The 25,885-nt window shown below is 45.4% G+C and carries 28 protein-coding genes and 1 tRNA gene; 9 read left to right on the top strand and 20 right to left on the bottom strand.

Annotation, left to right across the window (positions count from 1 at the left end):
* The first annotated feature begins 54 nt into the window (after positions 1-54).
* Positions 55-1,080, top strand: a complete 1,026-nt coding sequence (locus ABDW16_RS01755; protein WP_343667389.1) for an SPASM domain-containing protein — start codon at positions 55-57, stop codon at positions 1,078-1,080.
* Here ABDW16_RS01755 and ABDW16_RS01750 read toward each other — a convergent pair.
* From ABDW16_RS01750 to ABDW16_RS01740, 3 genes are read right to left on the bottom strand one after another with little or no spacing between them, the layout of a single operon-like run.
* Positions 1,077-1,448 carry a hypothetical protein gene (locus ABDW16_RS01750; RefSeq protein WP_343667388.1) on the bottom strand — a complete coding sequence of 124 codons (372 nt, stop codon included), beginning with the start codon at positions 1,446-1,448 and terminating at the stop codon, positions 1,077-1,079. The two genes, ABDW16_RS01755 and ABDW16_RS01750, sit on opposite strands and share 4 nt — an antisense overlap.
* A 28-nt stretch (positions 1,449-1,476) precedes the next feature.
* Entirely contained in the window at positions 1,477-1,905 is a 429-nt protein-coding gene (locus tag ABDW16_RS01745) for a hypothetical protein (protein WP_343667387.1), read from the bottom strand.
* 26 nt (positions 1,906-1,931) lie between these two features.
* A complete protein-coding gene (locus ABDW16_RS01740; protein ID WP_343667386.1) occupies positions 1,932-2,129 on the bottom strand; it encodes a YtxH domain-containing protein in 198 nt (65 codons plus the stop codon).
* 241 nt (positions 2,130-2,370) lie between these two features.
* Between ABDW16_RS01740 and ABDW16_RS01735 the strand changes: the two genes are divergently transcribed.
* Positions 2,371-3,405 carry an AI-2E family transporter gene (locus ABDW16_RS01735; RefSeq protein ID WP_343667385.1) on the top strand — a complete coding sequence of 345 codons (1,035 nt, stop codon included), beginning with the start codon at positions 2,371-2,373 and terminating at the stop codon, positions 3,403-3,405.
* On the opposite strand, the gene nadD is transcribed toward ABDW16_RS01735, so the two are convergent.
* Genes nadD through paaA form a run of 5 tightly spaced genes read right to left on the bottom strand, consistent with a single transcriptional unit; the run spans position 3,406 to position 6,659 of the window.
* Positions 3,406-3,975: a nicotinate (nicotinamide) nucleotide adenylyltransferase gene (gene nadD / locus ABDW16_RS01730; RefSeq protein WP_343667384.1), complete on the bottom strand. Its 570-nt coding sequence runs from the start codon at positions 3,973-3,975 to the stop codon at positions 3,406-3,408.
* A 46-nt stretch (positions 3,976-4,021) separates the two neighbouring features.
* Positions 4,022-4,498, bottom strand: coding sequence for a 1,2-phenylacetyl-CoA epoxidase subunit PaaD (paaD, locus tag ABDW16_RS01725; RefSeq protein ID WP_343667383.1), 477 nt, complete (start codon positions 4,496-4,498; stop codon positions 4,022-4,024).
* Between the two features lie 24 nt (positions 4,499-4,522).
* On the bottom strand, positions 4,523-5,266 hold the full coding sequence (gene paaC / locus ABDW16_RS01720; RefSeq protein ID WP_343667382.1) for a 1,2-phenylacetyl-CoA epoxidase subunit PaaC: 744 nt from the start codon (positions 5,264-5,266) through the stop codon (positions 4,523-4,525).
* Positions 5,267-5,271: 5 nt separating this feature from the next.
* Complete coding sequence (locus ABDW16_RS01715; protein WP_146968425.1) at positions 5,272-5,637, bottom strand: 1,2-phenylacetyl-CoA epoxidase subunit B; 366 nt, start codon at positions 5,635-5,637, stop codon at positions 5,272-5,274.
* 20 nt (positions 5,638-5,657) lie between these two features.
* Complete coding sequence (gene paaA, locus ABDW16_RS01710) at positions 5,658-6,659, bottom strand: 1,2-phenylacetyl-CoA epoxidase subunit PaaA (RefSeq protein WP_343667381.1); 1,002 nt, start codon at positions 6,657-6,659, stop codon at positions 5,658-5,660.
* Between the two features lie 51 nt (positions 6,660-6,710).
* Here paaA and ABDW16_RS01705 point away from each other — a divergent pair, with 51 nt between their 5' ends.
* Entirely contained in the window at positions 6,711-7,286 is a 576-nt protein-coding gene (locus ABDW16_RS01705) for a hypothetical protein (RefSeq protein WP_343667380.1), read from the top strand.
* Here ABDW16_RS01705 and ABDW16_RS01700 read toward each other — a convergent pair.
* The 4 genes from ABDW16_RS01700 to ABDW16_RS01685 form a co-directional block, all read right to left on the bottom strand.
* Positions 7,281-8,183: a M28 family peptidase gene (locus tag ABDW16_RS01700; protein ID WP_343667379.1), complete on the bottom strand. Its 903-nt coding sequence runs from the start codon at positions 8,181-8,183 to the stop codon at positions 7,281-7,283. The genes ABDW16_RS01705 and ABDW16_RS01700 overlap by 6 nt on opposite strands.
* A gap of 67 nt (positions 8,184-8,250) precedes the next feature.
* Positions 8,251-10,386 carry a ferrous iron transport protein B gene (gene feoB / locus ABDW16_RS01695; RefSeq protein WP_343667378.1) on the bottom strand — a complete coding sequence of 712 codons (2,136 nt, stop codon included), beginning with the start codon at positions 10,384-10,386 and terminating at the stop codon, positions 8,251-8,253.
* Positions 10,387-10,538: 152 nt separating this feature from the next.
* Positions 10,539-12,314: a PspC domain-containing protein gene (locus tag ABDW16_RS01690; protein ID WP_343667377.1), complete on the bottom strand. Its 1,776-nt coding sequence runs from the start codon at positions 12,312-12,314 to the stop codon at positions 10,539-10,541.
* A 40-nt stretch (positions 12,315-12,354) separates the two neighbouring features.
* Positions 12,355-12,681, bottom strand: a complete 327-nt coding sequence (locus ABDW16_RS01685; RefSeq protein WP_343667376.1) for a PadR family transcriptional regulator — start codon at positions 12,679-12,681, stop codon at positions 12,355-12,357.
* 288 nt (positions 12,682-12,969) lie between these two features.
* Here ABDW16_RS01685 and ABDW16_RS01680 point away from each other — a divergent pair, with 288 nt between their 5' ends.
* The 3 genes from ABDW16_RS01680 (at position 12,970) to ABDW16_RS01670 (ending at position 15,820) form a co-directional block, all read left to right on the top strand.
* On the top strand, positions 12,970-13,260 hold the full coding sequence (locus ABDW16_RS01680) for a hypothetical protein (RefSeq protein WP_343667375.1): 291 nt from the start codon (positions 12,970-12,972) through the stop codon (positions 13,258-13,260).
* 182 nt (positions 13,261-13,442) lie between these two features.
* Positions 13,443-15,092: a SulP family inorganic anion transporter gene (locus ABDW16_RS01675; protein ID WP_343667374.1), complete on the top strand. Its 1,650-nt coding sequence runs from the start codon at positions 13,443-13,445 to the stop codon at positions 15,090-15,092.
* Positions 15,093-15,139: 47 nt separating this feature from the next.
* Positions 15,140-15,820, top strand: a complete 681-nt coding sequence (locus tag ABDW16_RS01670) for a carbonic anhydrase family protein (protein ID WP_343667373.1) — start codon at positions 15,140-15,142, stop codon at positions 15,818-15,820.
* A 38-nt stretch (positions 15,821-15,858) separates the two neighbouring features.
* Here ABDW16_RS01670 and ABDW16_RS01665 read toward each other — a convergent pair whose 3' ends face one another.
* The 3 genes from ABDW16_RS01665 to ABDW16_RS01655 are packed head-to-tail and all read right to left on the bottom strand — an operon-like array spanning position 15,859 to position 19,066.
* Positions 15,859-16,992 carry a methionine aminotransferase gene (locus tag ABDW16_RS01665; protein ID WP_343667372.1) on the bottom strand — a complete coding sequence of 378 codons (1,134 nt, stop codon included), beginning with the start codon at positions 16,990-16,992 and terminating at the stop codon, positions 15,859-15,861.
* A gap of 3 nt (positions 16,993-16,995) precedes the next feature.
* Positions 16,996-18,087 (bottom strand): mannose-1-phosphate guanylyltransferase, encoded by a 1,092-nt coding sequence (locus tag ABDW16_RS01660; protein ID WP_343667371.1) that lies wholly within the window; start codon positions 18,085-18,087, stop codon positions 16,996-16,998.
* Positions 18,088-18,091: 4 nt separating this feature from the next.
* The gene (locus ABDW16_RS01655) at positions 18,092-19,066 is read right to left on the bottom strand and encodes a KpsF/GutQ family sugar-phosphate isomerase (RefSeq protein ID WP_343667370.1); all 975 of its coding nucleotides are present in this window, start codon (positions 19,064-19,066) and stop codon (positions 18,092-18,094) included.
* A gap of 294 nt (positions 19,067-19,360) precedes the next feature.
* Between ABDW16_RS01655 and recQ the strand changes: the two genes are divergently transcribed.
* From recQ to ABDW16_RS01640, 3 genes are all read left to right on the top strand, one after another.
* Positions 19,361-21,562, top strand: a complete 2,202-nt coding sequence (recQ, locus tag ABDW16_RS01650) for a DNA helicase RecQ (RefSeq protein WP_343667369.1) — start codon at positions 19,361-19,363, stop codon at positions 21,560-21,562.
* A gap of 10 nt (positions 21,563-21,572) precedes the next feature.
* Positions 21,573-22,346 carry a DUF3050 domain-containing protein gene (locus tag ABDW16_RS01645; protein ID WP_343667368.1) on the top strand — a complete coding sequence of 258 codons (774 nt, stop codon included), beginning with the start codon at positions 21,573-21,575 and terminating at the stop codon, positions 22,344-22,346.
* 75 nt (positions 22,347-22,421) lie between these two features.
* Positions 22,422-22,494 (top strand) — tRNA-Phe (locus ABDW16_RS01640).
* Positions 22,495-22,649: 155 nt separating this feature from the next.
* Here the strand turns inward: ABDW16_RS01640 and ABDW16_RS01635 are convergent.
* Genes ABDW16_RS01635 through rpiA form a run of 5 tightly spaced genes read right to left on the bottom strand, consistent with a single transcriptional unit; the run spans position 22,650 to position 25,869 of the window.
* Positions 22,650-23,351: a class I SAM-dependent methyltransferase gene (locus ABDW16_RS01635; protein WP_343667367.1), complete on the bottom strand. Its 702-nt coding sequence runs from the start codon at positions 23,349-23,351 to the stop codon at positions 22,650-22,652.
* Between the two features lie 21 nt (positions 23,352-23,372).
* Complete coding sequence (locus tag ABDW16_RS01630; RefSeq protein ID WP_343667366.1) at positions 23,373-23,735, bottom strand: DUF1304 domain-containing protein; 363 nt, start codon at positions 23,733-23,735, stop codon at positions 23,373-23,375.
* Positions 23,736-23,751: 16 nt separating this feature from the next.
* Positions 23,752-24,585, bottom strand: a complete 834-nt coding sequence (locus ABDW16_RS01625) for a sulfurtransferase (protein ID WP_343667365.1) — start codon at positions 24,583-24,585, stop codon at positions 23,752-23,754.
* 14 nt (positions 24,586-24,599) lie between these two features.
* A complete protein-coding gene (locus tag ABDW16_RS01620; protein WP_343667364.1) occupies positions 24,600-25,154 on the bottom strand; it encodes an isoprenylcysteine carboxylmethyltransferase family protein in 555 nt (184 codons plus the stop codon).
* Positions 25,155-25,194: 40 nt separating this feature from the next.
* Positions 25,195-25,869 carry a ribose-5-phosphate isomerase RpiA gene (rpiA, locus tag ABDW16_RS01615; protein ID WP_343667363.1) on the bottom strand — a complete coding sequence of 225 codons (675 nt, stop codon included), beginning with the start codon at positions 25,867-25,869 and terminating at the stop codon, positions 25,195-25,197.
* Positions 25,870-25,885 lie beyond the last annotated feature (16 nt).

Here is a 25,885-nt window from a genome sequence, read left to right as displayed (position 1 = left end):
TATCCATAACCGATATAGTTATCTTATTTTTACAATCTCCAAAGTGTTTGTGTTATGCCGGATTTTAATTGGAATGATTCGTTGAACCTGCTTTCTAAATTTACCCTGCGTCGTGGATGGAATGCCGGAAAAGTACTGAGCAGCTATTTTGTGAGTAAATGGACTCGGAAACCAGTGCAGTGGGGATATCCCATCTCCGTATCATTCGAACCGACCACTTCCTGTAACCTACGGTGCCCGGAATGCCCCAGTGGCTTACGTGCATTTACCCGTCCTACGGGAATGTTGAACCAGGATTTTTTTAGAAAGACCATCGATGAGATCTCCAAAGATCTCCTCTACCTTATATTTTATTTTCAGGGGGAACCCTACCTGAATACCGGATTCCTGGACATGGTAAAATATGCATCCAGCAAAGGTCTGTATACGGCAACTTCCACCAACGCCCACTACCTGACGGACGAAAATGCCCGCAAAACGGTAGAAAGCGGTCTGGACCGCCTGATCATATCTATAGATGGTACCACACAGGATGTGTATACCCAATATCGGGTAGGCGGTAACCTGGAGAAAGTAATTCAGGGTGCTAAAAACATTGTGAAGTGGAAAAAAGCGCTGAATTCCACAAAGCCGTTCGTATTTTTCCAGTTCCTGGTAGTAAAGCCAAATGAGCACCAGATTGAGGATATCAAACTGCTGGCTAAGGAAATTGGGGTAGACCAGGTGCGCTTTAAAACAGCGCAAGTATATGATTATGAAGAAGGAAACCGACTGATTCCGACCATCGATAAGTTTAGCCGCTACCGCCGCAATGAAGACGGTACCTACAAGATCAAGAATAAAATGGGGAATCACTGCTGGCGCCTGTGGCATGCACCCGTTATCACCTGGGATGGCCTGGTTGTACCTTGTTGTTTTGATAAGGACGCCCAGCATAAACTGGGCGATTTAAAGCAACAGTCCATGAAAGAACTGTGGCACAACGATCAGTATGTTCGTTTCCGTACCCAGATTATGAAGGGCCGGGCAAATATTGACATCTGTGCAAACTGTAGTGAAGGTACCAAAGTATGGGGCTAATCTTCTTCGGAAGGTGTAGCCGCCATCCTGGCCTTTTTCTTTTTGCTCCTGCTCTTGCGGTATTTATCAAAGAGATTGATTCCCAATCTGACACCAACAAATTCTAATGCCGTCATCAGGGCATTGGTAGCGAACGATTTGGCACTGCTACTTTGCCATACTACTTTCGCTACCTTGCCTGCAATACCCATCCATCCCGAATGCTTCGCACTGCCGGGTATGACAGAATTGAGGGCCATCTTGCCATAATTGTTTCTGAAATGATCTACGCGGTCTCCCAGCTCATTTTCCAGCGCACGGGATTTTCTCTTTAATCTCAGGATCTCACTTTGTAGTGTAGTTGAGTTGGTGATCTTCACCTTGGGCATGTGTAATTATTTTTTCATGATGGTTAAATTATAACTGCTCATGATATTCTTCTTCCTCCTCCATCCTGTCCAATTCCTTTTCCAGCGCTTCTTCTTTGGGGTCTATCTCCATTTCACTCACCAGTTCTTTGATCAGCATATTAGACAGCGGACGCTGAATGAGCGGCTCGCGAAACCATAAGATGATCAGGAGTAAAAAGATAAAAAGCCCTGCAGAACAGGAAAAGCCAATTGTATAACTATTGGTCATTTCTCCTATCCAGAAGCCCACTACCATTCCAAGGAATACAACGACAAAAAAGAACAGCAGGAAAGCCAGTATCAAAGAGAAAAAAAGCCCAAGGGCCTTTGATAGCTTTCCTGCTGCCTGGAGCTTAATGAGGTCCAGACGGGTTTCCAGATATTCTTTGGCAACCTTACCTGTCTGGTTAAAATAGTTGCTGAAATTATCTTCCATGCAAATGATTTTAGTGCAATAAGGGATTAAGCCAGCTCATTTTCAAGGGCATCCTCATATTGCTCCTTTTTCTTCTTCAGTTTATCTTTCAGTTTGTCTGCCTGGTATTTCAGCTTGTTTACCAGTTCATCTTTCTTGTCAGAGTTCAGGAAATAACCTACAGCAACACCTACTGCTGCGCCAACAATGAATGATACAACCGCTTTTGAACCGTTGCTTGCCATAATTTCTGGTTTTTAAGGTGAGTAATTAGATTAACATAATTGGAATATGAGAGGTACAAACACTATTCCAAGAATTAAAAATTAAGGAAAAATACATGTTAAAAAATATATACTGCCCTGTGGTGAGCAGGTTGGCAACAGCCAAAGGCAGTTGCTAAACCTGCGAGTCTATGAATGAACAAAATGGCAGCGAACGGTATTCTTTTTGTATCACCTTCTATCACATTAACTTATCAACCTTATGAGCGTCATTGACAACGAACGCCTGAAACAGATTTGCTTCCTGTTGATCATCATTTTGCTGGCTACCCTCCTTTTCATGGAGCTATATTCATTTTTTCCCGGCTTCCTGGGCGCCGTCACGCTCTATGTAATCAGCCGCAATTACATGTTCAGACTGGTTGAAAAGCGCCATTGGAAAAAGCCTTTAGCCGCTGCCATGCTAATGGTACTCTCCTTCATTATCATTTTACTGCCAGTTGGTCTTATGATCAATATGCTCACTGACAAAGTAGGATATGCTATCGGACACACCTCAGAACTGATCACTGGCCTCAAAACACTTAATGACCGCATACATCATTCTACCAAAATAGACATCCTCTCACAGGTAAAACTGGAACAACTGCAAGGTTACCTCGCCGCTGTCCTTCCCCGCCTGCTGGGTGCGACCTTCAATACACTCACGACTATCGCCATCCTCTATTTTATTCTCTACTTTATGCTGGTATGCGCCCGGGAAATGGAAGCCTACCTTTATGAATATATCCCGCTGAAAGATGAAAATGTACTAAGATTGGGCTTAGAATTCCGCAAACTGGTGATTGCCAATGCGGTGGGAATTCCACTTATTGCTATCATCCAGGGTATTGTTTCCCTCATAGGATACCTTATTTTCAAAGTACCCCAACCTATTTTCTGGTTTGCTGTCACCTGTTGTACCGCCATGCTGCCTGTAGTGGGCGCAGCTGCCGTATATGTTCCTTTGGGAATATACCTGATGGGTACCGGCAATACCTGGCAGGGCGTAGCCATACTCGTCTACGGATTTGCCATAGTGGGTACGTCAGATAATATCTTCAGACTTTTACTGGCTAAAAAGATTGGTGATGTACACCCGATGATTACCGTATTCGGTGTGCTGGTTGGCGTGAACCTTTTCGGGTTTATAGGACTGATCTTCGGACCTCTGTTGATATCTATGTTCATCCTGCTGCTGGAAATCTATTCTAATGAATTCCTCGTGAAAAAGCGGGAAGTAAGGATAGAAAAGTAATTACTTGTAGTAGTTATTGGCGGCAATATATGCTGCTACGCTGTCCGGAACCATGTAGCGGATTGATTTTCCTTCTTTGATCCAATTCCGTATATCAGTTGCTGATATATCCAGCATAGGTGCTTCCAGTATTTTTACCGTGGCACCATGTGTCTCTGTCACCTCATGCCCCGGCCGCTTATATATATAAATAGGATAGTTCCTCACAATGTGCTGATAGTTGCGCCAGCGGGTAATGTTCTGAAAACTGTCACTCCCCATGATGATCGCAAACTCCTGCGTCGGGAACTTCTCAGTCAGGTAAGCTAAAGTATCGACAGTAAAAGATGGTCTTGGCAACGAGAACTCGATATTACTGGCCCTGAGCTTTGGCTCATCCTGTATGGCCAGTTCTACCAGGTGGAAACGGTTATGTTCATTGAGTAATGCTGCCGATGGTTTTAATGGATTTTGTGGAGAAACGACCAGCCACACTTTGTCCAGATCCGTATGATATGCCACGAAATTCGCGATGATCATATGACCGGTATGTATAGGATTAAAGGATCCAAAATACAAGCCTATCTTCATGCCCCTTGCTTTTTGAAGCGTGAAAGTAAATAAATATGAGGAAAAATCAGGTAAGGGGCTTAAACTGTTCGAACATCATTCCACATTGACGGCAGAAATGCATAGCCCTGCACAGCGTCGTTCCGAAGGGAGAACGCATGAATGTATTTTCACTTCCACAATATGGGCAGGTCACATGTATCAGCATCTCTGCATCTATTTCACCATGATGCACAGGTGGCGGCGCTATGCCAAATCCGCGGAGTTTTTCCTTCGCAGTTTCGGTTAGCCGGTTGCTATTCCATTGTATAGCAGTATCTACGGTAACTTCTACCGGTAACTGCAAATCTTTACTTACTGTATCGCTGATCTGTTGTTTGATCAGTGATATAGCCGGACAGGCCGAAAAAGTAGGGATCATTTTTATATGAATCCCTTTTTCATCCTGCTGTACATCTGTGATCATTCCCATTTCCAGTATGTTCAATACAGGAATTTCCGGGTCCATGACCTTTTCGAGAGATTGATAAATGATCTTGATCATATCCATATACTTCCGGTTAAATGGTCACCAGGCTGCCGCGGAATCCTGTCTGAATACTTCTCCCATTTCTTTTAGTAAAGAGTGAAGATGAGGCGTGTGCTGACCATATCTGCCACCGTAAGCCGGCGTTACATTTTCAGGAAGCTTCAGGGCAGCTTTGGTAAGAATGGGATTAATATTATCCAGCCATTGCTCATAAAGCGCCCGCTCACCGGGATATATATCGCTCAATTGCACATCGTCCGGGCCTGGTTCAAAAATGCCGCAGGCCAGCGGAAAACAATTGTCCAGCGCCGCCTGCATTTTTCCATGGCTCTCTGTTCCTCCTTTACCAAGCTGCAAAATCCAGGCAGCCGCATGGAGCGTATGATATTTCAGTTCTCCTTTTACTTTTTTTGCCAGCTGTTGCAGTGGTACAAAGCTGCTTTCCAGCAAACTATTGTATCTCACTGTTTCTGCATGGTCAAAAAGAAAATGTCGCATCAGGCTGAATTCATACGTGCCGATGGGCATTTCTGAGAGATGACAGCATTTGTATTCACTTTCAGGCCGGAGAAATGCAAACTGGTCTGGATCCTGACCTCCCGGCATTTCTTGGAGGATGCGATAAAGCGCCCAGGCATGTCCGATCTTGTCCTGTGCCATAGAAGAGAAAGCAATGTCTTCTTCCATCACAGGACCGAGTCCTGTCCATTCTGAATTGCGGTGGCCCAGTATCAGGGCGTCGTCAGCCATTTTGGTGACGAGTTCTTTTATTAAGTGTTCCATTATTGTCAGGGCTTACCTTTGAACTTATTGATCTTTTCCATCACCTTGAATCCGCTGGCATCGCGGTAGGTCTTTTCCATATTGTTGGCAAACATGTCTTCGTCTTCCAGGTCAAAAGCCAGAATGTCGGCACTACGTACCACCCAGAGGTTCACACACTTCTTCCTTCTTCCAAACTGTTCTTTGGCAAAGATGAGCGCCATCTGCGGATCCGGCGCATGTACACACCCTACATGTTCATGGTGGGCGCCGCGTTTTTCCTGATGAAATACTTCATAGGCCTGCCAGTTTTCTCCTTCTTCTATGGTAAAGGGAGCGTCAATATTATTCAACCGGAGCCGGTTGACACGTGGATCTAATGAGTCAGTCATAATCGTGAAAAAAATACTTGTTAAGCTACAGGGGCTGTTTGTCGTTTACTTTCTTCTGGTCGCATCAGGGCTTTTCTGATCCAGCGACCGTTTTCTTCTGCCCATTTTCTTACGCCCAGCCTTTCTTTATTGCACGGGCCATTGCCTTTGATCACTTCGAAAAACAGGTCCCAGTCGGGGTCGGAATATTCCCATTTGCCGGTATCCGGGTTCTTTCGCAATAATGGATCTGGCAGGGTTAGTCCCAGCTCCCATATCTTTGGAACATATGTATCCAGGAACTGGTTACGCATATCATCATTGCTCGCCATCTTCACCTTCCATTGCATCAGCTTTTCGCTGTGGTTAGAAGCTTTGTCAGGCGGGCCAAAGAAGTGCATGATCGGTTGCCACCAGCGGTTCAGCGCATCCTGCAGCATCGCTTTTTGCGCAGGCGTACCTGCTGCCAGTGTTATAAAGGCGTCATATCCCTGCTTCAGGTGAAAACTTTCTTCATAACAAATGCGTTCCAATGCACGACAGTAAGGGCCGTAAGAACCTTTGGCATTCGCCACCTGGTTCACAATAGCCGCCGCGTCAATAAGGAAACCGATCACAGTAACATCCGCCCAGGTCTCTGCCGGATAGTTAAATACATTGGAGTATTTAGACTTGCCGCTGAGCAGGTCATTGATCATGGCTTCCCTGGATTTACCCAGGGTCTCTGCTGCATTGTATAGCAGCTGCCCATGACCGATTTCATCCTGTACCTTGGCAATGAGTGCCAGTTTGCGTTTGAAACCGGGAGCACGGGTGATCCAGGTGCCTTCTGGCAGGGCGCCAATGATTTCGGAATGAGCATGCTGCTCTATGAGCCGGATCAACTGTTTGCGATATTCGGCCGGCATCCAGTCGCCGGGTTCGATTTTTTCCCCGTTGGCAATACGCTTCTCAAAAGCGGCCAGTTTTTCGGGGTCGTCTTGGTCTTGTGTAGACTGGGGTTGCCGTTTCGGCTCTTCAAAGATGTATCCACCACCGTACATAGTGTGATTGTTTTGGTAACCTGTAAGTTACGAAAAATGTACCTTTATTGTGTGCCCAGTAAAATCATATGGACCTGTTGCCTTTTGGGATCGCTGATGAGTACCCCACCAGTCATCAAAGTAGTTTTCGTACCTGACAACAGGCCAGAGAATTCTCAATCTGATACACTCTTTTATCAATCTGATAGAAAATTACAATGGTCCGATTTTCAGGCCGCTCCACCGGCCCATCCCAAAAGCGGCGCTGTATCTTATAGCAGCTTTGCTTATGTAGGAGGTAGTATCCGGAAAAAAGATACCCTTTACATCCACCTCACCTTGCAGGCATTTCATATCAAAAGCGCCTCCTGGGTTACTCCTGCAGTACGGGACGATTATAGCCTGGCTCATGAGCAACTTCACTTCGACATCACCTGGCTGGTAGCCCTGCGGTTCAGAAAAAAGATCACTAATATGGAACTCACTGCCGATGACTACGACAGTATGATTCAATACGAATACATCGAATCCTTCAGGGAAATGAACCGGCTACAGGAGGCGTATGACAACGAAACCAGCCATGGGCTGAATCATGCCGCCCAGTTACGGTGGCGGGAGGCGATTACTGATTCGCTCAAAACCTTATAACCCCTTGTCCGCTGCCAGCACCACATTCAGGATGTAATTCGTAGCCTGGTAATAAAAAGATGGTTGAATATGGTCAAATTCATCAGAGAGCTGGTGGTAGTCAGGATGATCTTCTACCCCAAAATATAAGAATGGAATCTTCAGTTTATGGAATTCATACTGATCACTCTGGCTAATCCAGTTCTGGCCGGCGTCTTCCTTACGATCATGACCAGCTATCAGTTTTACTGAGCTGGATTTTGCCGCAGCAATACTGACAAAATCTTTCAGGGCAGGATAGGGCGTCAATCCGCATACATACAGTTCATTTTTGTCATTGCGGCTCACCATGTCCATATTCACATTCAGGATAAAGCGATTGGCTGGTACAGGAGGCTGTTTCAGAAAAGCTTCTGCCCCTTTCAGTCCTTCTTCCTCGCCATCAAAGGCTGCAAAGATGAGAGTATGTTGAGGAGTATGTTTCTTGAAGTATCCCAATAGGGCCAGCAAACTACCTACACCCGAAGCGTTATCGTCAGCACCGTTGTAGATACTATCCTTCCCTGCCTGATTTTTCTTAATACCTAAGTGATCGTAGTGTGCAGTGATCACGATAATGGAATCTGACTTGCCTTTGATATAGCCGTACAAATTGGTACCCATTACCTGTTTGTCTGCTTCCCTGAAATAAAACGGATATTCGTAGGTATGATGAAAGGGTTGTAAACCAGATTGTTTGAAACGATCTATGAGATAGAACTGGGCCATCCGGCTGCCTTTGGTACCTGTGCGGCGGCCTTCAAATTTATCGGCAGATAAAGTGCGGATGTCTTTAATGAGTTGAACAGAGTCGATATTGGTCTGCGCTTTCGCAAGTAAGCCTGTCAGGAGCAGGCAACAAAGTATGGTTGTTTTCATAATCAGCTGGATGATAGTTCGCAATATAAACTATTTCACTGCGCTATCACCCTGCCGAAAAAAAGTATTAACTCAACAGATGGAATGCCAGCAAACTACTCAGGTAAGCCAGCGTTGTCATATATACAAATTGAATGGCGGGCATTTTCCACGACTTGGTCTCTCTCTTTACAATGGCCAGTGTACTCATGCACTGCATGGCAAAGGCATAAAACAACATCAGAGAGATGCCACTGGCCAGTGTGTACACGGGGCGGCCATCCCGCCAGGTGGCGCTGCTCATCTTTTGCCGAAGGGTCGCGTCATTGTCTTCTTCCGATTCACCTACACTATATAAGGTGGCCATCGTACCCACAAAGACCTCACGGGCGGCAAAGGAGGTAATCAATGCAATACCGATCTTCCAGTCAAAACCTAATGGACGAATAGCTGGTTCAATTGCATGTCCCAGGCCTCCGGCGTAGGAATTCGCCAGTTTTTCCATGGCCTCTTCCCTATCCAGGCTTTCCGTCTTATCTGGTTGTGTTGCCTTTAATTGTTCATATTTTGTAGATACTGCCTCCATCTTTTTCGAAGGCCCATACGATGCCAGGAACCAGAGGATGATGGAAATAACCATGATTACCTTACCGGCATCTGTAACAAAAATTTTGGCCTTCTGTACCATGGTCGTACCTACATTCTTCCACCGTGGTGCGCGGTATACGGGCAGTTCCATGATGAAATAGCTTTTTTCCCTGATTTTGACAAACAGTTTCAGGATCGCTGCGATAATCAGTGCCATCACAAAACCTAACAGGTATAACCCCATCATCACTAACCCCTGCAAATTGAGGAATCCCAATACAGGTTTGTCAGGAATCACAAGGGCAATCATTACAGTATAAATAGGCAGGCGGGCAGAACAACTCATGAGCGGTGTAATCAGAATTGTAATCAGCCTTTCTTTCCTGTTTTCGATGTTACGGGTCGCCATAATAGCAGGTACAGCACAAGCCACTCCACTGATCAGTGGCATCACCGATTTTCCGTTCAATCCCACCTGGCGCATCAGGCGATCTGTAAGAAAACTGATTCTGGCCATATAGCCGGTATCTTCCAGGATGGTAATAAACCCGAAGAGGATCATGATCTGGGGTACAAATACTGCAATTCCTCCCAAACCGGCGATGATACCATTAATAAAGATGTCGGAAATTTGATTTTGAGGCAGCACGTCAGAGAGCCAGCCACTCAGTGCGCCAAAACCACCTTCAATCCAGTCCATCGGGAAAGATGCCAGCCAGAAAATACTCTGAAACATGATGGCCATAATCGCCAGCAGAATCACATATCCCCAGAAACGGTGCAGGAGCAGGTCGTCGATCTTCTCCGTTTGTAACTGTTTCTGCAAAGGATCTGCCTCTATTACCGAGTTGCGCATGATATGCTTGATACGCGCATAGCGCTGCATGATCTCGTCTGCCTGTACTTTGGTCTTATTGAACTGGTGGGTCTGAACTGCCTGGGTAATGGCCTGCTTCTGTGCCTTGTCCAGGAAGTACAATTCATTGTGATTCACTGCTATGTGCATGGCAGCATAATCACTCTTTACAGGTACTACCTTTTTGATATCGGTGATCAGCTCGGGGGCCAATGCACGGCTATCTATAAAATCCCGGGGAGGTGCAGACAGCTTTTCCCGGGTTACGAGTTCGATAATCTTTTTCAGTTCCGGGATCCCTTTGTTCCTGCGGGGATTAATGGATACCACGGGAACACCCAATTCTCTTTCCAGGCCAGCTTCATCAATTTCCACACCCTTTTTACGGGCAATGTCCATCATGGTCAGGCCTATGATAACAGGTATTTTCAGGTCTATGATCTGGGAACAAAAGAGGAGGTTGCGTTTCAGATTGGAAGCGTCGGCAATAATGAGGATAATGTCTGGCAGCTCCTCGCCCTGAGGATTTACCAGCACATCGTACGTTACTAATTCATCGGCACTCTTGGGATAAAGGCTGTAGGTACCGGGCAGGTCAATGATGTTGGCTTGTAGTGTGGCCGAAATGGTTGCCGCACCGGTTTTCTTGTCAACAGTCACCCCCGGGAAATTACCAACCTTCTGGTTCAGTCCTGTCAAAGCATTAAATAACGAGCTTTTGCCACTATTCGGATTCCCTACCAGCGCAATATTGATCTTTCCATTTTTTATAGCCTGCATTCCTTATCGTCTCCGGTTAAAAAAACAAAACTAGGCATTTATATGGCAGCTGTTTGATCAATTCGGGAAAAAGATGGTTAAATAAAAAAACCACGGTGAAGACCGTGGTAATTTTCATTTCTTTAACTATTGAACTTATTGTGATGAAAAATTTAGCTCAAAAGATTGAAAAGGCTGTAGCTGATGGCATCTCCACCTTCAAAGGCTACTTTTCCTTTGCCAGTAGCGGCCGCTGACTTGCTGGTATCTTCTACCGGGGTCGTGTTCCGCTCCTGTTTTCCTTTGTAGCGATAATTATTTTCTAAAGAATCTTTGTCTGTTGCACGGTTGTTGTCTTTCTTATCGATCCCGTCGGGTGTCATTTTCAGCACATGTACGCCATGGTCATCATCGTTGTCGTCATTATCGTCCCAACGGTGGTGATCATCCCAGTCGTTATCCCAATCCCAGTTCCAGTTGTGGTAATGGTCACGGACCTTGTCGTCCATTTCTATCTGTTTGCTGACCGGTACCCGTACGATGATACGTACGCGCTGGTCACGGAACTTGCTGTTTCTTGGAATAGAGATACCAGCAGGCAGGTAAATAACGGTGTCCTGCTGAGCGATCGGATAAGAGATCTCTCTTGCCAACATCCTGGCCTGTGCAATGCTGCGTCCTCTGGAGCTACGTTGAACTTCAACATAGAAACTGTCATTGTTGCTTTTCTCGACACTTAAACGATAGTTATTAATAATTACAGTGTCGTCTGCCAGTTTCAGGTCGTCATCGAAGAAGCTTTCTTCTACCTGAACCAGGTTCTCTGCCTCTTTAAAGACGATCTTCCCTTTAGAAGGTTGCACGAGGGCAAAATTTTCTTTTACAGTATTACGTAATCTGAAATCCTTGGCCACAGACACCCCTACCAGTATGGCACACACCAGGCCGGTAAACCAGAGAAAGCTGAGGGTATAGCCCACATAGCGGTTAGTCTGTTTTACACCTGTGAGCTTACGGATCAGGAATATAATAATTCCTACAACCGGTACGCCTAACAGCAGGAATACAGCTGGCCAGAAGAGCAGATTTTGCAGTGTGCCTGCCAGCAGCAGGGCTTTAAATGGCAGAAGGACCGGAGAAGCAACTGTGATCATTACACCTACTAACAGCAGGATGAGAAGAATGACTACAGCCAGGAAGTAAAAGAAGCCCTTAGTCAGAACGATCAGAATGCGGCCCAACACGTCAAATAAGTTACGGCCAAAACGTTCTATATCATTTCCAACTTGTCTTCCCCGGCCCTGAGAAAAATTTCGCATCTCATCTCCAATATTCTTGAAGTGGGCCTTGGTGGCGTTAATTTCATCCTGTACAGCAGCTTTGATGTTGTTCACATCTACGCGCTCTCCTCTCATCTGCAGCTTTTCAGCGGCAGTGTTAGCTTCAGGTGTTACAACCCAGAGAATGAAGTATACCAGGATACCGGAACCGAAACCACCGATCGCCAGCAGGGCAAAGATGATGCGGAATACAACCGGGTCTACGTTCAGGTAAGCACCCAGACCGCCGCATACACCTCCCAGTACCTTCGCATCCGGGTCGCGGTATAAACGCTTACGGGTACGGAAGCTATCGTAGATAGGGTCACTGGCAGGAGCTGCCTGTTGTTTGGTATTGGTATCGTCGCTTTCTTCAAACTGGTCAGGTGTACCCATCACCGCTTTCACGGCTACTACATCATCATCTGTGATGCAATGAGCACCCTTTTTTATTTTATCCTGGAATATCTCTGCGATACGACCTTCAATATCACTCACAATTTCATCCGCACCTTCCTCCCTCGCAAAGTATTTTTTTAGACTGTCCAGGTACTGCCGCAATATCTCATATGCGCTATCCTCAATGGGAATAAGGCGGCTGGCCAGGTTTATGTTAATAATCTTTTTCATTACTGTTTGCTATTTTTTAGATTTTAGTTTGGATGATTTGTTATTTACTTGTGAGCTGATGTACCGCGTTTGCCAGTTCATTCCAGGTCTTTTCCAGTTCCAGATAGAATTTCTCCCCTTTGTCGGTCATGGAAAAATATTTTCTTGGGGGACCTGAACTGCTTTCTTCCCATCTGTACTTCAGTAATTCTGCGTTCTTCAACCGTGTTAATAAAGGATAAAGAGTGCCCTCCAGGATATCCAGCTGCGCTTCTTTCATCTTTTCTATGATATCTGAAGGGTAAGCTTCTCCTTGCTTGATGATGCTCAGGATACAGAATTCCAGCACGCCCTTTCGCATCTGTGATTGTGTGTTATCTATGTTCATGGCAAGTGAGCTTTATTATTTGTCTTACTATTTGCATAATGATTGGTTTTTGATATTTACAATACAAAGATAAGGGGTTTTATACTACTATGCAATACACAATACCTTTTAAAACAAAATAATTTGCTTAGTTTATTACCCAAAAAGAAATAAACACTTAATATTCAATGATTTAATATTTTCTGGTAATAAAAAAATAATGATGAGTGGTAAGAAAAAACACGCTTTAACATATTTTTAAATCGTACATTTACGATACGTCTGAGCTTTTATTATTTTTGTAAAGACATGAAAAAGATTATCGGCATATTCCTTCTTACACTAATGTGTATCCAACTCCTTCCAATAAAGGAGATGGGGAGGTTATTGTTTAATAATCAGATTGTGGAGGAACACCCCTCAGATGGATGCTCGGGTGATGATGGAGTAAAGCTCGCCAAAGACTTAAAATGGCTGAAGCACCATGATCACTCTCTCCACGAACCTTCCCTTTATCTCAGCAAGATCCATTATACAGTAATGGAAGCTGTTCCCCAAGGACCCGCCAGGGAAATACACTGCCCCCCTCCAAACTGCTAACTGCTCATTTTTCTTTAATTCTTCTATTGCATCAGGCATAATATGCCTCTGGATGCCGCTTTTACACATTTACTACTCAAACACAAAATTCCAATGGGAATGTCATGCCCGTGCCACAAGGCACCCCGGCATCACTATTCCTGTGACCAACCACGCGCAAGCGTAATTAAATCCTATTGACGATGAGCAGGCAAAATATATTTTCGAATGTCAAAGGCGACCTCTCTTCGGGTCTTGTTGTATTCCTGATTGCGGTGCCTTTATGTCTTGGTATCGCCCTGGCATCCGGAGCGCCCCTGTTCTCCGGTATGATCGCCGGCATTATCGGGGGCCTGGTGATTGGCTCCCTGAGCGGCGCACAGCTGAGCGTAAGCGGCCCTGCCGCCGGCCTTACCGCTGTCGTGCTTTCTGCCATCACCAAATTTGGCGCATTCGACGTATTTCTCATGGCAGTTGTGATCGGTGGCGTAATTCAGTTAGGCCTGGGGCTCCTCAAAGCAGGTTCTGTAGCTAACTACTTCCCTTCCAATGTGATCAAAGGGATGCTTACCGCCATCGGTATCATTATTATACTTAAGCAGCTTCCTCATGCCTTTGGCTATGATGCTGATTCTGAAGGAGACTTTACCTTTATCCAGGTAGACGGCCATAACAGTCTGACTGCTTTGCTGTCCACTATCAACCATATTCACCTGGGTGCGACTTTGATTTGCATAGTATCCGTGCTGATCATCCTCTACTGGAACAAAATTCCTAAACTAGGGATGATTCCCGCAGCACTCGTAGCCGTAATTGCCGGTGTAGTACTGAATGGTATTTTCATTGCCCTGGACAGCAAACTGGCCATCGCTCCCTCTCACCTGGTGAGCCTGCCAGTGCCTCAGAGTTTCGGAGATTTTATAGGACAATTTACCACTCCTGACTTCAGCTCCATCACCAACAAGGATGTATGGATCGTAGGCGTCACTATCGCAATCATCGCTTCGGTAGAAACATTACTTAATGTGGAAGCAACTGACAAACTGGATCCGCTGAAAAGATACACGCCTCCTAACCGGGAACTGCAGGCACAAGGTATCGGTAACATCGTAAGTGGCCTGATCGGCGGTTTGCCTATCACCTCCGTTATCGTACGTTCCTCTGCCAATATCAATGCAGGTGGCCGTACCAAACTCGCTACCATTACTCATGGTGCACTGCTCCTGGTATGTGCTGCCCTGATTCCTACCATCCTGAACAAGATTCCGCTGGCTACCCTGGCCGCCGTACTGCTGGTGACCGGCTATAAGCTCTGCAAAATCTCCATCTTCAAAGAGATGTTCAAAAATGGTAAGTACCAGTGGGTGCCTTTCGTGGTAACCGTAGTCGCTATCGTATTTACTGACCTACTGATCGGCATCGCACTTGGCATGGCGGTAAGTGTGATTGCTATTCTGAGAGGTAACATGCGTAGCTCTTATTACTTCCGTAAAGAAAAGTACCACAATGGAGACAGCATCAAGCTGGAACTGGCACAGGAAGTATCTTTCCTGAATAAAGCCAGTATCCTGCTCACATTGGATCACCTGCCTGAAAATACCACTGTGGTGATCGATGCAAGCAATACAACCTATATAGATTTCGACGTCCTGGAATCTATTCGGGAATTTAAAGATGTAAAAGCGGCTCAGAAGAATATTAACGTGGTGCTTACGGGGTTTAAAGATGTATATAAAATACAGAATTCGGAAAATATTCCAGCTGATTACCAGGCCAATATTGCTTCCGGACATGTACATACAATATCCACCGGTAATCATGAACAATTATTGAAGGAATTGCAACTGAATTAATTCTATTGTTAATCCGCCATTAAAAACCAATTAAAACCGTGAATAGAATGAAAACTTTAAATAAATCTCTGCAAGACAAACTGACTCCAGCTACTACCCTGGAACTGCTGAAGAACGGTAACGCACGCTTTGTGGAAAACCTTCGCCTGCACCGTGATCACCTGGATCAGATCAATGAAACCAGCGATGGTCAATGGCCTATGGCCGCCATCGTGAGCTGTATGGATTCCCGTACTTCTGCTGAACTGATCTTTGACCAGGGCCTGGGCGACATCTTCAGTATCCGCCTTGCTGGGGCAGTGATCTCTGAAAACGTACTGGGTAGCCTGGAATATGCTTGTAAAGTAGCTGGTTCCAAATTCATCGTTGTGCTGGGCCACAGCAAGTGCGGCGCTATCAAAGGTGCTTGCGACAAAGTAGAAATGGGTAACCTGACAGCGCTGCTGGGTAAAATCACCCCTGCCGTATACGCGGAAAAAACCATCAAAGAAGACAGAACTTCTCATAACCCTGCTTTCGTGGAGGCAGTAACACATATTCATACAGAACGTTCTGTACAGGCTATTATGGAACAAAGTCACATTTTACGCGATTTGATCCTGTCTGGCGAAGTAGGTATAATCGGGGCCCTGTATGATGTGGAAACGGGCGTGGTTACCTTCCTGGACAATACATTGATTATCGGTGAAAAAGTGGCCAAAGAGCAACTGGAAGTCGTGACCGTGTAGTCATAAAAAAAGCCGCCCTGATACAGGGCGGCTTTTTTTTATATCTTTCTCAGGCGCTCTACAGCCTTTTCGAGTGTTTCATTCTTTTTGGCAAAACAGAACCTGACTACATGATCGTCTTTGCCATCTTCATAAAAAGCTGATACCGGAATGCTCGCAACCCCATATTCTTTGGTAATACGAATTGCAAAATCCTTATCTCCTTCATCAGAAATACGATCATACCGCATTAACTGGAAATAACTGCCTGAAGAATGCAAGGGCGTAAACCGGGTATCCTTCATCAACGACAGGAAGTAATCCCGTTTTTCCTGGTAAAATGCCGGAAGGCCCAGGTATTGATCCGGCTGTTGCAGAAACTTAGCCAGGCCATACTGCATGGGTGTATTCACAGAAAAACAGAGGTACTGATGTACCTTTCTATACTCTGCCATCAGGTGAGCCGGGCCTACACAATAACCCATTTTCCAGCCTGTATTATGAAATACCTTCCCAAATGAGAAAGTAACAAAACTGTTTCTGAGTAAAGAAGGATAACGCAGAATGCTCAGGTGCTCCCTGCCATCGTATACAAGGTGCTCATATACTTCGTCAGAGAGGATGAGGATATTGTGCTCCGCCACCAGTTTTTCCAGTTCGGCAATGTCATTCGCTGTGAGAATGCTGCCTGTTGGATTGTGTGGTGTATTCAGCATGATCATTTTAGTACGGGGCGTAATCTTACTCCGTACCAGTGACCAGTCTATATGATAGTCAGGAAATGAAAGGGGAATACGAACCGGAACACCGCCATTCACCAGTACATTGGGAATATAGCTGTCATAGGCTGGTTCAAAGATAATCACCTCATCGCCAGGGCCAATCACGGTAGCAATGGCGGTGAAGATCGCATATGTACCTCCCGGGGTCACGGTGATTTCCGTATCTGCACTAACGGTCTGCCCGTACAGTGAACGGATCTTTTCAGCAATCGCCTCGCGCAGGGGCAGAATACCCGGCATAGGAGCATATTGGTTATAGCCTGCTTCCATGGCTTCGTTTACAAGGTGCTTCAGGGTTTCGTTACAATCAAAATCCGGAAAGCCCTGTGACAGGTTGATGGCAGCATGCTGCGCCGCCAGGCCCGACATGACCGTGAAAATCGTCGTTCCTACATTGGGTAATTTGGACATATCTTAAAGGTACTTCTCTCCTTTGTTGCGCTTTACTTCTGCCACGTATTCCTTGATTGCCTGCTCGTTGTCTTTGCGACAGATCAACAATACATCGTTGGTATCCACCACGATGAAATCATCGAGACCTTGTAATACCAGCAATTTATCGTGGGGAGCCTTTACCATACAGTTGGTTGCATCGATCATCATCACGTTCTTTCCCTGGATGGCGTTGCCCGCTTCGTCCCTTTCCAGGTTCTCATAGGCAGATGCCCAGGTACCCAGGTCGCTCCATCCAAAATTGGCAGGAATCACGTACACGTTATCAGCCTTTTCCATGATACCGTAATCTATTGAGATATTGGTACACTGAGGGTAGATGGTCTCAATGGCCTTTTTTTCTTCAGGGGTATTCAGGGCGGCGCTGTATTGTTCAAAAAGTTCGTCTACCTCTGGCAGGTAGGTCTTCAGGGCAGCGAGAATCGTTTTCACGTTCCAGACGAAGATACCGGCATTCCAGAGAAAGTCTCCACTTTGCATGAAGGTCCTGGCCAGTTCTAAGTTAGGTTTTTCTGTGAAGGTTTTTACGGGGTATACATTGTCTGCAACCTGTTGGGTTTCAAACTGTATGTACCCATATCCCGTATCAGGGCGCGTTGGTTTTATACCCAGGGTCACCAGTGCGCTGTGTTTCTGTACGAACATCAGGGCATTGAGGCAGGTACTGGTAAATGCGGTCGCATCCATGATCAGGTGATCGGCCGGCGCACAAATGATGTTTGCCTTGGGGTCCTGTCTATAGATCTTGTGCGAAATATATGCAATGCAGGGTGCAGTGTTCTTGCGGGATGGCTCGCTGACAATATTATCGACAATCACGTCCGGCAGCTGTTCCTGCACCTTGCCAATGTAATGCTGGTGCGTAACTACAAAAATGTTTTCCCGCGGAATAAACTGGGAGAATCGCTCATATGTCCATTGCAGGAGGCTCTTCCCGGTATTCAAAATATCAAGGAACTGCTTTGGGTATTCAGTCCGGCTAAAGGGCCAGAACCGGCTACCTATACCTCCGGCCATAATGGCTACATAAAAATGCCTGTTCACGTAAGTCATCGTGTCAAATAATTCCTTCCCGGATTAAATCATGTAAATGAATAATACCTATATACTTCTTGTCTTCCAGCACTAACAACTGCGTAATATCATGTTGTCTCATCAACTCCAGGGCATTTACCGCCAGTTCATCACATTGAATCGTTTTAGGGTTGCGAGACATAATATCACTGGCAGTCACATTGTCAGTCGACATACTTTTTTCCAACATACGGCGCAGATCACCATCTGTGATAATCCCACTAAGTTGATCATTGCTATCCAAAACGGCCGTTACTCCCAGCATGCCGGAAGAAATAGCCACGATTACATTTTTCAATGAACTGTCCAGGTATACCTTGGGAGCATCGTGCTGACGGCAAAGGTCCAATACCTTGAGATACAATTTTTTACCAAGTGTACCCCCCGGATGGAATTTTGCGAAATCAGCTGCCGTAAAACCATGCCATTCTATTAAACACACTGCCAGCGCATCCCCCATTGCCAATTGGGCAGTGGTGCTCGTGGTAGGCGCCAGGTTGTTGGGACAGGCCTCCTGGTCAACGGTGGTATTTAATAAAAGGTCTGCCTCCAGGGCAAGATATGACTCAATATTGCCCGTCATGGCAATCAGCTTGTTACCAAAACTTTTGACCAATGGTACCAGTACCTTGATCTCCGGCGAATTGCCGCTTTTCGAAATACAAAGAATAACATCTTCGTCCCTGATCATACCCAGGTCTCCATGAATAGCATCAGCTGCATGCATGTAGAGGGCAGGTGTACCTGTGGAATTAAGTGTAGCCACAATTTTCTGGCCAATGATAGCGCTCTTGCCTATACCAGTGATGACTACCCGGCCGGTACAACCGGCTATGAGTGCCACCGCCTGCTCAAAGTCAGCATTGATAAACTTCTGTAGATTGTCTATCGCCGCAGCTTCAACCTGAAGTGTCCTTTTTGCTATAGCTGCTATATTAATATCCGTTCTGTTTTTCATGAGCAGTGCAAAGTTAACCAGTATTAGGGAGATTAAGTCCTATACATGGACCTATTTTATAATGAGTTGTGCTGAATCATTCCCCTACCCCATTCCCCCTACACCTGCCGCAGCCCCTACCTGTTGACCCTGCCACAAAATCACATGCTAAAGCAATACTGTACCTCATTTCGGATAAATTTAATTGGGTGTCAATGCATTTTTAATTAACTTCGTGTCCCCTAAAAAACACATAAACAATATCCATAATTTGTTACTTTCTTTAGAGTTTATTTGTTTTAAATTTTGAATGCAATGGCTGTTGTAAAGGTAAGTTTGATAGATGCATTGCGGGAACATTTTGGATTCGATTCTTTCAAAGGGAATCAGGAAATTATCATTAAAAGCATTCTTGCCCGCAAAGATACTTTTGTAATAATGCCAACAGGCGGTGGAAAATCTCTCTGCTACCAGCTACCGGCATTAATGAGTCCAGGATGTGCGCTGATCGTCTCTCCGCTCATAGCTTTAATGAAAAACCAGGTAGATCTTGTTCGCTCCTACAGTAGCAAGGATAATGTAGCGCATTTTCTGAATTCTACCCTTTCTAAAGCTCAAATCAAGAAAGTAAGAACTGATCTCCTTTCCGGAAAGACTAAAATGTTGTACGTAGCCCCGGAAACATTGACCAAGGCCGAAAACCTGGAGTTCTTCAAGGAACTGGAAATATCTTTCATAGCAGTGGACGAAGCGCACTGTATCTCAGAGTGGGGACACGATTTCCGCCCTGAATATCGCCGCCTCAAGGAAATGATAGAAATGATTAACTCCGATCTGCCTATCATCGCCCTCACCGCCACCGCAACTCCTAAAGTACAAAGCGATATTGTCAAAAACCTGGGCCTCCGCGATCCCCAGGTATTCCTTTCCTCCTTCAACAGGCCCAACCTCTATTATGAGATCCGCCCCAAAAGGAAAAAGGAACAAACCATCCGCGAAATTGTCAAATTCATTCACCAGCATAAAGGTAAAAGCGGTATCATCTATACCCTGAATCGTAAAACCACCGAAGAACTGGCAGATATGCTGACGGCCAATAATATTAAAGCCGTCGCTTACCATGCAGGTCTTGATGCAAGCACCCGCGCACAGCGCCAGGATATGTTCCTGCACGAAGAGTGTGAGGTTATCGTGGCTACTATCGCTTTCGGTATGGGTATCGATAAACCAGATGTTCGCTTCGTTATACACTACAACATTCCTAAGAGCCTGGAGAACTACTACCAGGAAACAGGCCGCGCCGGTCGTGATGGACTGGAAGGTATCTGCGTCTGCTTCTACTCTTACAAAGACGTGCAGAAGCTGGAACACCTGATGCGCGACAAGCCACTCAGCGAAAGGGAAATGGGCGCCCAGCTCATCAACGAAACCGTTGCCTACGCCGAAAGCTCTGCCTGCCGCCGTAAAGTAATCCTCCACTACTTCGGTGAAAAATACCAGGAAGACCAGTGTAACGGCGCCTGCGATAACTGCCGCAATCCAAAAGAGAAAATAGAAGTCAAAAACCGCGTAGTCATTGTACTCAAAGCCATCCAGTCCCTGGAAGAACGCTTTGGCACTGACTACGTTGTCAATATCATCACCGGCAAAATCAACCCGCAGATCACTACCTACCAGCACAACCAGCTGGAAGTGTTCGGCGAGGGTAAAGAATTCGATGCACATTTCTGGAATTCCCTCATCCGTCAGATGATGCTGGAAGACCTGATCGCTAAAGACATCGAAGAATATGGCCTGCTAAAGATCACTGATAAGGGTAAAAAGTTCCTCAAAACTCCTTACTCTATCATGGTCTCACTCAACCACCAATTTGAAGAAGAAGGCAATGAAGAAGACGAAGTAGCCGCAGAAGCCCAGGCTTCTGCCGATCCTGTTCTCTTCGAAATGCTGAAAGAGCTCCGTAAAAAGGTAGCAAAAGAAAAGAACCTACCGCCATTCGTCATCTTCCTCGAAACCTCTCTCGAAGATATGGCTACCCAGTACCCTACTACCGTACAGGAACTGGAAAAAATACAGGGTGTGAGCAAGGGAAAGGCCGTTCGCTATGGCAAACAGTTCGTAGATGTTATCTCTAAATATGTAGAGGAAAATGACATCGTGAAACCGGACGATTTTGTCATGAAAAGCGTGGTCAATAAGAGCGGTCTGAAAGTGTTCATTATCCAGAATATCGATAAGAAAATGCCGCTGGAAACCATCGCCCGCAACAAGGAACTCACTATTCCCCAATTGCTGGACGAAATGGAAACTATCGTGGCAAGCGGTACCAAACTTAATCTCGACTACTGCATCGACGAGGAACTGGACGACTACGCCCAGGACGAAATAATGGACTACTTCAAAGGCTGTGAGACTTCCAGTCTGGCCCTGGCCCGCGAAGAACTCATCGATAGCGACTACACTCTTGAACAATTGAAATTGATGCGTATTAAGTTCCTCGTTGTATACGGGAACTAAAAAACCAACTATGGGACATAATATTATCAGGGCAGCAATTGCTCCTGTAAGGGAACAGATTATTCAACATTCATTATACACTGAAATGCAACGCATGGACGACATCCGGTCTTTCATGCAGTACCATGTATTTGCCGTATGGGATTTCATGTCACTCTTAAAATCATTGCAACGCAACCTCACCTGTACCAACCTGCCATGGGTACCCGTAGGGAGTGCTGCCACCCGCTTTCTGATCAATGAGATCGTTACCGGCGAGGAGAGTGATATAGATCCTGATGGCAAACGGGTGAGCCATTTTGAACTGTACCTGGATGCCATGAAACAGGTAGGCGCTGATACATCCGTAATGGAAAATGCCCTGCTGTCCCTGCAAAAAGATATAGCCCTTAGCGATATATTCAACACCTTCCCTCCTGCTGCCAAAGCATTTGTGCAGCATACATTTGACCTGATCGAAAAAGCCCCGATACATGTGCAGGCCGCTGTCTTCACCTTTGGGCGGGAAGACCTGATCCCTGATATGTTCGTAGCACTGGTAAACGATCTGGACAAGCAGTTCCCCGGACAGATCAGCCTGTTCAAGTATTACCTGGAGCGTCATATTGAAGTGGATGGCGATCACCACAGTCACCTCGGAATGGAGATGGTACAGGAGCTTTGTGGCGATGATAGCCGCAAATGGGAAGAAGCTGCTATCGCATGCCGCGAAGCATTGGAGCAGCGAAATGCACTGTGGACAGGAATTTTGGAGGAAATTCGTGCAACTGCAACAATTTCTTAGAATAATATTTGGATTTTAAAATCATATTTTGTTATCTTTGCACTCCCTTCGAGAGAAGGATGTGAGAAAAGAGATGGTGTGGTAGCTCAGTTGGTAGAGCAAAGGACTGAAAATCCTTGTGTCGCCGGTTCGATTCCGGCCCTCACCACAGAAAAAAAAGCGATTACTATAGTAATCGCTTTTTTTATGTCTATTATAGGTCCACGTCTTCTTCGACGCTTCTTCGATGCTAGTTCGACACCTCTATATCCAACCTTCAAAAATAAAAAAGGCCATCTTGCAGATGGCCCTTATATCAGTAGTTTATTTCTTCTTACAGATCACAATATGATTCAAAAACGCATCATATCGTTTCGGCAAAATCGCATTCAACACCATTACCCATATATTCATCAGAGCAAAAGTAACATTAGTCACCAGTTTCCTCAATGGCATAAAGAAATTCAGCTTGGACAAAATAGAACTATCTATATACGACATCCTGATCTGGGCCTGTGTCTGAATAGAAGTACCCAGCTTTTCGTAGTAAGCAATTTCAAACCCCTTACGCTCCAGCAGGCTCTTTAATCCATAGGAAGTATAACGGCTGCAATCATTCGGTGCCTCATGTTCAGCAATCAGAAACGGCATCGTAATCAGTATTGTGGCGCCCGGCTTCATTACCCTGTGCAACTCAGAAATCATATCCTCAAGGTTGAATACGTGCTCAAACACTTCGGTCGACAATACACTGTCAAACGAATTGTCTTCCAGCGGCAATGTAAGGCCGTCATAAAACACATCTATCTGCTCATTCTCATGGCTATGTCCCTCACCCTGAAAATCTACGCCTATATATTCATCTACGTTAATAAGGGTCTTATAAGGCTTGCTACCGCAACCAAAGTCCAACATACGGCCATGAAGCACGTTAAAATGTTTCTTCAGATTACTGATCAACAGATTACGGGTTATGTAGAACGACTGATTGATGGTCGGATTGAAATCTTTGCTTACATTTCTCATAGTGACACCAAAAATACATCTTTAGGCTAACAAAGTTAGTACCAATCCAATCAATGCCGGTAGCCCCTGCACAAAGAAGATTTTCTTAGTCGCCGTCAGGGCCCCAAAGACTCCAGCGATTACCACACAACTCAAAAAGAACACCGCTACATTTTTCTGCCATTCAGGATCACTGATAAAGAATGACCAGACTAACCCTGCCGATAAAAATCCATTGTATAATCCCTGGTTAGCTGCCAGCCCTTTGGTTGGTTTAAATAGCTCAGCAGGCAACTGCTTAAAAGTTCGTTTCCCGGCAGTTTCCCACGCAAACATTTCCATCCATAAAATATACAGATGCTCAAGTGCGACCAGGCCTACAAAGATCTTCGCAATAATGACCATATTACAGTTGTTTTGATTATGCTACAGGGCGTGCAGGATCTGTGATCCATTCACTCCATGAACCCGCATACAGTTTGGGAATAGGATACCCTGCATATACCGACAGCAATACATTGTAGGCTGCCGTTACACCAGAGCCGCAATAAAACACCACATTCCCTTTTGCAAATTCATCTTTGAAATGCTCCTTGTATACAGCAGCTGCTGCTACACCTTCTGTACCAATCTGCGCATTGAATGGTTTAGAGATAGCGGTTGGAATATGACCTGCTACCGGGTCGATCGTTTCATTCTGACCCGCATATCTATCTGCAGTTCTGCTATCAACCAGGCAGGTATTACCAGCTTCAATAGAAGCCATTACTTCATTCACAGAAGCGAGCATATTATCATTAAAATGCGCTACAAACTGCTTTGGCTGCGTAGGCATAATATCAGCCGTCAACGGATATCCCTGCGCTGCCCATACTCCTTTACCACCATTCAATACCGCTACCTTCTCATGCCCTGCCCAGCGCAGTAACCACCACAATCTGGCAGCCGCCATGAAACCCGCAGTCGCATCATATGCCACTACCTGTACATCTGCATCAATACCCAGTTTCGAAAAAGTCTTTACCAAAGCATCTTTCTTTGGTAATGGATGCCGGCTGGTTTTACCAGCTATAATTTCGCCGGACAGGTCATAATGCAGGTCAGCATAGACCGCACCCGGAATGTGTGCTTTCTTATATTCCTCTATACCCCATTTTTTATCAGCCAGGGAATAGCTGCAATCAACAAACAGGAAGTTAGGATCATGTAAATTTTCAAGGGCCTCTTTCGGCTGAATGAAAGTAGTATAGCTCATATTCTTTTTATTTTTTAAAACACGAACGGTATCAGTCGCCATGTTTTCTTTTTATACTGTAGATACTCCTCTCCGAAGTTATTAATCAACACCTGTTCCTCTACATACATTCTATACAAAAATGCACCGGTGACAGGTAATACGGTAATCAGAAAAGCAATGTAATTATTCATCGCAATTCCATTCCCTACAAAAGATACCAGCGATCCCAGGTACGCCGGATGCCGCAAATATTTATACACTCCATGTTGTATTATCCTGTGATCATCCCGGATCGCTACATCTACCGTAAAATAATGTCCCAACGTATAGATCGACCAGAACCGGAACAACATACCTAATACTATCACCGCTATGCCGACTTTAGAAATATAACGATAGCTCGTGATCGGGGCTGCTGTATGCTCCGCTACAAAAGATCCCAGTGGCAGCGTAGCCATAATCGTCACCCATATCCAAAGCAACGATTTTCTGTCTGCTTTCTGTCTTTCCTGGGGACCGGAACGGAAAATACGGTTCAGAAAAATCTCCGAAGCCAGCCAGATAGCGACAATTGTTGTGTATAACATAAAGATGCAGGTTTTTCAAAAGGTCTGGCGCTCAATCTTCTCAGATGGTTTTTACATCTCCGTTTTCATAGGCAATGATCACAGTGGGTTTCAGATTCAGGAACAGGCCTGTCTCTACAACGCCGGTAAGCGCTTTTAATTGTTGATGCAGCTGTTCCGGTTCGCGGATTATGCCAAATGAACAATCGATAATGTAATTGCTGTTGTCCGTAATATAAGGCTGATCGTCTTTCGTTCTAAGGGTAGGATGTCCCTGCAGGGCCTGCAGTGTTTTAAACACCAGCTCCCAGCCAAAAGGTACGACTTCTATCGGTAATGGAAATTTTCCAAGCGTCTTTACATATTTTCTTTCGTCACCCACGATCACACGTCTTCTACTGGCCAGTGCCACAATCTTTTCCCTGAGCAGGGAACCACCGCCACCCTTTATCAGTTGTCCCTCTTCGCTGATTTCATCCGCCCCGTCAATATCCAGGTCCAGCTGCTGGATTTCGCTAAACGAAGTAATCGGTATACCCAGTGCCAGCGCCTGTTTTTCCGAAGCAAGGGAGGTTGCCACTGCCTGAATATTCAATCCTTCCTTTACCATTTGACCGATCTTTTCGATCGCCCAGTAAGCGGTAGATCCTGTACCCAATCCTACCAGCATACCTGGTTGTACCAAAGCAGCGGCCTTTTCGCCAGCGGCTTTCTTTGCTTTTGTGATTGCATCCATGTGTATGACTCTTTTG

The sequence above is a fragment of the Chitinophaga sp. genome, from assembly GCF_039596135.1.
In the GTDB taxonomy this organism is placed as follows: Bacteria; Bacteroidota; Bacteroidia; order Chitinophagales; family Chitinophagaceae; genus Chitinophaga.
This window is presented reverse-complemented; position numbering and strand designations above follow the sequence as displayed.